General features: G+C 66.3%; 7 protein-coding genes. All 7 read right to left on the minus strand.

The annotated features are described in order from the left end of the window. Positions 1–163 precede the first annotated feature (163 nt). Positions 164–670: a hypothetical protein gene (locus A6A05_RS01085; RefSeq protein WP_068496623.1), complete on the minus strand. Its 507-nt coding sequence runs from the start codon at positions 668–670 to the stop codon at positions 164–166. Between the two features lie 121 nt (positions 671–791). Beyond that, the gene (gene rlmH / locus A6A05_RS01090; protein ID WP_068496625.1) at positions 792–1,250 is read right to left on the minus strand and encodes a 23S rRNA (pseudouridine(1915)-N(3))-methyltransferase RlmH; all 459 of its coding nucleotides are present in this window, start codon (positions 1,248–1,250) and stop codon (positions 792–794) included. Further along, positions 1,247–1,666: a ribosome silencing factor gene (gene rsfS / locus A6A05_RS01095; RefSeq protein WP_068496627.1), complete on the minus strand. Its 420-nt coding sequence runs from the start codon at positions 1,664–1,666 to the stop codon at positions 1,247–1,249. Before rsfS ends, rlmH begins: the two co-directional genes overlap by 4 nt. Then, positions 1,657–2,271 (minus strand): nicotinate-nucleotide adenylyltransferase, encoded by a 615-nt coding sequence (locus tag A6A05_RS01100; protein ID WP_068496628.1) that lies wholly within the window; start codon positions 2,269–2,271, stop codon positions 1,657–1,659. The genes rsfS and A6A05_RS01100 overlap by 10 nt, the downstream gene beginning before the upstream one ends. After that, positions 2,268–3,530: a glutamate-5-semialdehyde dehydrogenase gene (locus A6A05_RS01105; protein WP_068496630.1), complete on the minus strand. Its 1,263-nt coding sequence runs from the start codon at positions 3,528–3,530 to the stop codon at positions 2,268–2,270. The genes A6A05_RS01100 and A6A05_RS01105 overlap by 4 nt, the downstream gene beginning before the upstream one ends. Positions 3,531–3,532: 2 nt before the next feature. After that, the gene (gene proB / locus A6A05_RS01110) at positions 3,533–4,663 is read right to left on the minus strand and encodes a glutamate 5-kinase (protein WP_068496633.1); all 1,131 of its coding nucleotides are present in this window, start codon (positions 4,661–4,663) and stop codon (positions 3,533–3,535) included. Next, a complete protein-coding gene (gene obgE / locus A6A05_RS01115; RefSeq protein ID WP_068496635.1) occupies positions 4,629–5,843 on the minus strand; it encodes a GTPase ObgE in 1,215 nt (404 codons plus the stop codon). Before obgE ends, proB begins: the two co-directional genes overlap by 35 nt. Positions 5,844–6,073: the final 230 nt, after the last annotated feature.

Consider the following 6,073-nt stretch of genomic DNA (forward strand, 5'->3'; position numbering starts at 1 on the left):
CGCGGATCACATCATGGCCAGCGGTCAGGTGAACCGCACAAACAGGCCGGACACATGACTGCACCCAGCCTGGTCGCACAGAACGTCGAATTTCCCTTGCAACGCAGGGGCCGTCCACACATGGGCGCTGGAGCAGCGCGCCTCAGATGAAAGGCGCGCTGCTCTAGCGTCCCAGCAATCCGTCGATTTCGGCCTGGGCCATGGCGCGGTCGGACCCGTGAATGATCGACGAGGCGCAATCCATCAGCAATTGGGCGGCGCGCGCCAGGGCGCGGCAGGATTCCTGCAACTGGTCGGTGGCCACGCCGTCGGCGATCAGATGGTCCAGCCGATCCATGCCGTCCAGCAAGAGCTGATTGATCTGGCCGATGGTTTCCTCGAACGGGCGGCGGAACTTGGTCGGCACCCGGTCATAGGCCTCGATGGCCAGTTGCTTGTCCGAGAAGCTCGAATCGGCGAAGTGGGACTTGTAATCCTTGGGCTGCCACATCTTGCATTCCTCGATCATGTCCGGCATGTCCGGCAGCATGTCGAGCAGCATCACGATCTCATTGAAATGATTGAGATAGTCGGTGGCAAGCAGGGTCTGCCCGCTGATATTGGTGCCGGCGACCTTGGCTTTGTATTCCTCGAAGCCCGCCAGTTCTTCCGGCGGAATATCCCCTTCCACTGAGCTACCCCTTCCGTATCCACCCCGTGCAGCCCCATCCTTGCGCGAGCGGGTCCGTATTTCAAGAAAAGACGTATACCTTGGGTTAAGCCGAATGGTTTCCGTTCTGACCAAAAACGCTTCAAGCGCGGTGGTACGGGTGGCCGGAAAGGATCGCCTGGGCCCGCCACACCTGCTCGGCCAGCATGGCGCGCACCAGCATGTGCGGCCAGGTCATGGCCCCGAACGACAGCAGCAACTGGGCACGCGCGCGCACCTCCTCGCCGTGGCCGTCGGCGCCGCCGATCAGGAAGGCCAGGTCGGCGACGCCATCGTCGCGCCAACGCCCGATCTGGGCGGCGAAATCCTCGGACCCCATCGACTTGCCGCGCTGGTCCAGCGCCACCACCACCGCGCGCTCAGGAATCGCCGCCAGCAGCAGCTCGGCCTCACGCGCCATGCGGGCCGCCATGGGCAGCGGCCGCTTCTCCTCGACTTCACGCAAGGTGATGGGTGCCGCCAGGCGGCGGACATATTGGTGGTACAGATCCTGCTCGGGGCCGGGCTTGGCCCGGCCGACCGCAGCCAGCCACAGCTTCACGCCGTCGTCACTTGCTGCACCATCGCCGGATGAGCGGCCGGCCGGCCCGGCAGTTCGGGCCTAAACCCGGCGCCCCACATCTTTTCCAGATTGTAGAAGGCGCGCACTTCCGGGCGGAACAGGTGGACGATGATGTCGCCCCCGTCGATCAACACCCAGTCGCATTGCGGCACGCCCTCGATCGCCAGCCTCTGGCCGGCATTCTTCAAGGCTTCCGCCGCGTGGTCGGCCAGGGCGCCGACATGGCGGTTCGAGCCGCCGGTGGCGATGACCATGTGGTCGGCCATGCTGGACTTGCCGCGCAGGTCGATGATGGTGATGTCCTCGGCCTTGCCGTCATCCAGGGTGGCGACAACGAGATCGACGAGTTCTTCCGCGCTTTTGAAGGCGGAACGGGAACGGGGGGCTATGGCCATGTCCTTTCGTTACGAATGGCGGTCGCCGAGGCCGGATGCAAGCGGGTGTGCAGGAACACCCAGGCCGGCGGCCGTTTTGTCACCAGCCCGCGAGACCGGGCGTCGGGCAAGCGATGAGGCCCGAACCGTCGCGCCGCCTTGGCGGAACTGGAATTCCAAGAATAGGGAGCGCGGGCCAGAATCGCAACCGGCACCGCCTGGAACAATTTCGGCCAGCGCGCCCAACGGCTGACCTGGACCAGATTGTCGGCCCCCATCAGCCAGACGAACGAAGCCTGGCGAAAGCGCGTGCGCAAGCTGGCAAGGGTCGCCACCGTGACCCGGGTGCGCAGGAACCGCTCGATATCGGTGGCGATCAGGCGCGGATGGCGGCCGGTCACCGCGCGGGCCGAGGCCAATCGATCGGCCAGCAAGGCCATGCCGGCCGCCGGCTTCAACGGATTTTGCGGACTGACCAGCAGCCACACCTGATCGAGGCGCAGCAATTTCAGCGCCAGTTCGGCGACGTGACGGTGACCGTCATGGGCCGGATTGAACGAACCGCCCAGCAAGCCGATGCGGGCACGGCGCCCGTCGCCCCACGGATTGGGGGCGAAACGGCTCATGACGGGCGCACCTGGCCGCTGCCCAGCACCTTGTACTTGAAGGTGCACAATTGCTCGATGCCGACGGGGCCGCGCGCATGCATGCGCCCGGTCGAGATGCCGATCTCGGCGCCCATGCCGAACTCGCCGCCATCGGCGAACTGGGTCGAGGCGTTCCAGCAGACGATGGCCGAATCGCAGCCGTTCAGGAAGGTCTCGGCGGCGGCCGGGTCCTCGGTGACGATGGCCTCGGTGTGCTGGCTGCCATAGGTGTTGACGTGGTCGATGGCGGCCTGGACCCCATCGACGACCCTGACCGAAATGATCTTGTCCAGATATTCGGTGCGCCAATCTTCCTCGGTGGCGGCGACGACGCGGTCATCGACCTCTTGCGTCAGGGCGCAGCCCCGGACCTCGCAACCGGCGGCCAGCAGGTCCGACACCAGAAGCGCCAATCCGGTCGAGGCCAGGCGGCGATCGACCAGCAGAGTCTCGGTCGAGCCGCAGATGCCGGTGCGGCGCATCTTGGCGTTCAGCACCACGGACCGGGCCATCTCGATGTCGGCGGCACCATCGACATAGGTGTGGCAGATGCCTTCCAGATGCTGGAACAGCGGCACCTTGCTTTCTTCCCGCACGCGGGCCACCAGGCTTTTGCCGCCCCGGGGCACGATGACGTCGATGAAATCGGTCATGGTCAGCATCTCGCCCACCGCGGCGCGGTCGGTGGTCGGCACCATCTGCACGCTATTGGCCGGTAGGCCGGCGTCCGTGATGCCCTGGGCCAGGGCCGCCATGATGGCGTGCGAGGAATGAAAGCTTTCCGAGCCGCCCCGCAAGATGGCGGCGTTGCCCGACTTCAGGCACAGGCCGGCGGCGTCGGCGGTGACGTTGGGCCGGCTTTCATAGATGATGCCGATGACGCCCAACGGCACGGCGACCCGCTGGATGCGCAGACCGTTGGGCCGGGTCCAGTCGGCCAGCACGCGCCCAACCGGATCGGGCAGTTGGGCAATGTCTTCCAGCCCCCTGGCCATGGCCTGGATACGCTTGTCGTCCAGCATCAGGCGGTCGAGCATGGCATCGCTCAGGCCCTTGGCCCGGCCGGCCTCCATGTCGCGGCCGTTGGCCGCCTTGATGGCCGAGGCGCTGGCGCGCAAGCGGGCGGCGGCGGCCTTCAGCGCGTCGTTCCTGGCCTGATCCGGCGTCAGCGCCAGCACCCGGCCGGCGGCGCGGGCGGCACGGCCCAGTTCGGTCATCAGGGAATGGATCTCGGTCATGATCAGCCCTCCATCACCAGATCGTCGCGGTGGATCAGTTCGTCGCGGCCGTGCCAGCCCAGGATCGCCTCGAAATCGGCCGATTTGTGGCCGATGATGCGCGCCGCGTCGGCGGAATCATAGGCCGCCAGGCCGCGCGCCAGCACCCGGCCGCCGGTATCGACCACCTGGACGCAATCGCCCTGGCGGAACTCGCCGTCGATGGCCACCACCCCGGCCGGCAGCAGGCTTTTGCCGCTCGCCAGGGCGCGCGCCGCGCCGGCATCCAGGGTCAGCCGCCCGACCGGATTCATCGAGCCGAAGATCCATTGCTTGCGAGCGGTCCGCGCCCCGGTGGTGGGGATGAACCAACTGGCCATGGCGCCGGCTTCCAGCGCCGCCAGCGGATGCAACGGATCGCCCTTGCAGATGGCCATGCGGCAGCCGGCCGACAGGCAGATCTTGGCGGCCGCCAGCTTGGTGACCATGCCGCCCGAGCCGTAGCCGGTGCCGGGATCGCCGGCCATGGCCTCGATCTCAGGCGTGATGTCGTCGATCACCGGCAGGTGGCGTGCGGTCGGGTCCTTACGGGGATCGGCGGTGTAAAGCCCGTCGATGTCGGAAAACAGCACCAGGGCGTCGGACCCGGTCATCTGGGCGACACGGGCGGCCAAGCGGTCATTGTCGCCGAAGCGGATTTCCGCCGTCGCCACGGTATCGTTCTCGTTGATCACCGGCACCGCACCCAGCCGCAACAGGGTTTCCAGCGTCGAGCGGGCGTTGAGGTAACGCTGGCGGTCCTCGGAATCGTCCAGGGTCAGCAGCACCTGGGCGACGGTGATGCCGTGCTTGGCCAAAGCTTCCTGATAGGCGTGGGCCAGACGGATCTGACCGGTGGCGGCGGCGGCCTGCTTTTCTTCCAGCCTGAGCGGCGGCGTCAGGTTCAGGTGGCGCCGACCGACGGCGACGGCGCCCGACGACACCAAGATCACCTCTTGGCCGCGCACCCGCACCCGGGCGACGTCGTCGCACAGACTTTCCAGCCAGGCGCGGCGGATATGGCCGGTGGCGGCATCGACCAGCAGCGACGAGCCGATCTTGACGATCAGCCGCCGGGACTCAGCGATCGGATTGTTCGTCCTCGTCCCCGTCATCGCCCTGTTCCTGTTCGAGGTCCCCATCGTCTTCCGACCCGTCGTCGTACCAGATCCATTCGCCGTCGGGGCCATAATAGCCGTCGTCGAACTCGGATTCCGCGTCCTTCATGCGGCGATAGAAGCCTTCATTGCCGCGCTTGGCGACGCCGATCGCCGCCGAGGCCGCGACGATGCCTGGCTCGGCTTCCTTGGCTTGGCGGATATGGGTGAACAACGCGCCCAGAATCTCTTTCAGGCCGATGCCGGCGACGCCGGACAGCGGATAGACCTTGTGGCCCGAGGCCGCTTCCAGGACCGCCAGCTTGTCCTTGATCTCGTCGGCGACGATGGCGTCGCACTTGTTCAAGGCCACCACCTCGGGCTTCTCGTCCAGCCCGCCGCCATAGGCCCGCAATTCCTCGCGCACGATGCGGTAGGATTCGGCCACGTCGTCGGCGGTGCCGTCGATCAGGTGCAGCAGCACCCGGCAGCGCTCGATATGGCCGAGGAAGCGGTCACCGATGCCGGCCCCTTCGTGGGCGCCCTCGATCAGGCCGGGAATGTCGGCCAGCACGAACTCGTCGCCCGACAGATAGACCACGCCCAGATTGGGATGCAACGTGGTGAAGGGATAATCGGCGATCTTCGGCCGTGCCCGGGTGACGGCGGCCAGGAAGGTCGATTTGCCGGCATTGGGCAGCCCGACCAATCCAGCGTCGGCGATCATCTTGAGCTTCAGCCAGATCCACATTTCCTGGCCGGGCCAGCCGACATCGCCACGGCGCGGCGCCTGGTTGGTGCTGGTCTTGTAATGCAGATTGCCGAAACCGCCGTCGCCGCCGCGCAACAAGACGACGCGGGTGCCGGCCTCGGTCATGTCGGCCAGCACCACTTCCTTGTCCTCGGCCAGCAACTGGGTGCCGACCGGCACCTTCAGGACCACGTCGGCACCCTTGCCGCCGGTGCAGTTGCGGCCCTGGCCATGATGGCCCTTGGCCGCCTTGAAATGCTGCTGGTAGCGATAATCGATCAGGGTGTTGAGATTATCGACGCATTCGATGATCACGTCGCCGCCGCGCCCGCCGTCGCCGCCGTCGGGACCGCCGAACTCGATGTGCTTCTCGCGCCGAAACGACACCGCGCCGGCACCGCCGTCACCGCTTTTGACGAAAATCTTGGCCTGGTCCAGGAACTTCATGATTTGGCTCTCAGTCGCCGGCCGGGTTCGGTCGGAAAGAAAACCACAGAGACACAGAGACACAGAGGTGTCGTGCTGGCGGCACGATCGTGCCCCTTCGCCTGGCGCGATCTCTCTGTGCCTCTGTGTCTCTGTGGTGAATCCATTTGTTTTAGGCTCTATTCGTGAATCGTATTGACGGTCACGCCCCCATGGCGGCGGCGAGGCAATATCGCGCGGTCGGGTCCGGA

It is taken from the genome of Magnetospirillum moscoviense (genome assembly GCF_001650635.1).
Taxonomy (GTDB): domain Bacteria; phylum Pseudomonadota; class Alphaproteobacteria; order Rhodospirillales; family Magnetospirillaceae; genus Magnetospirillum; species Magnetospirillum moscoviense.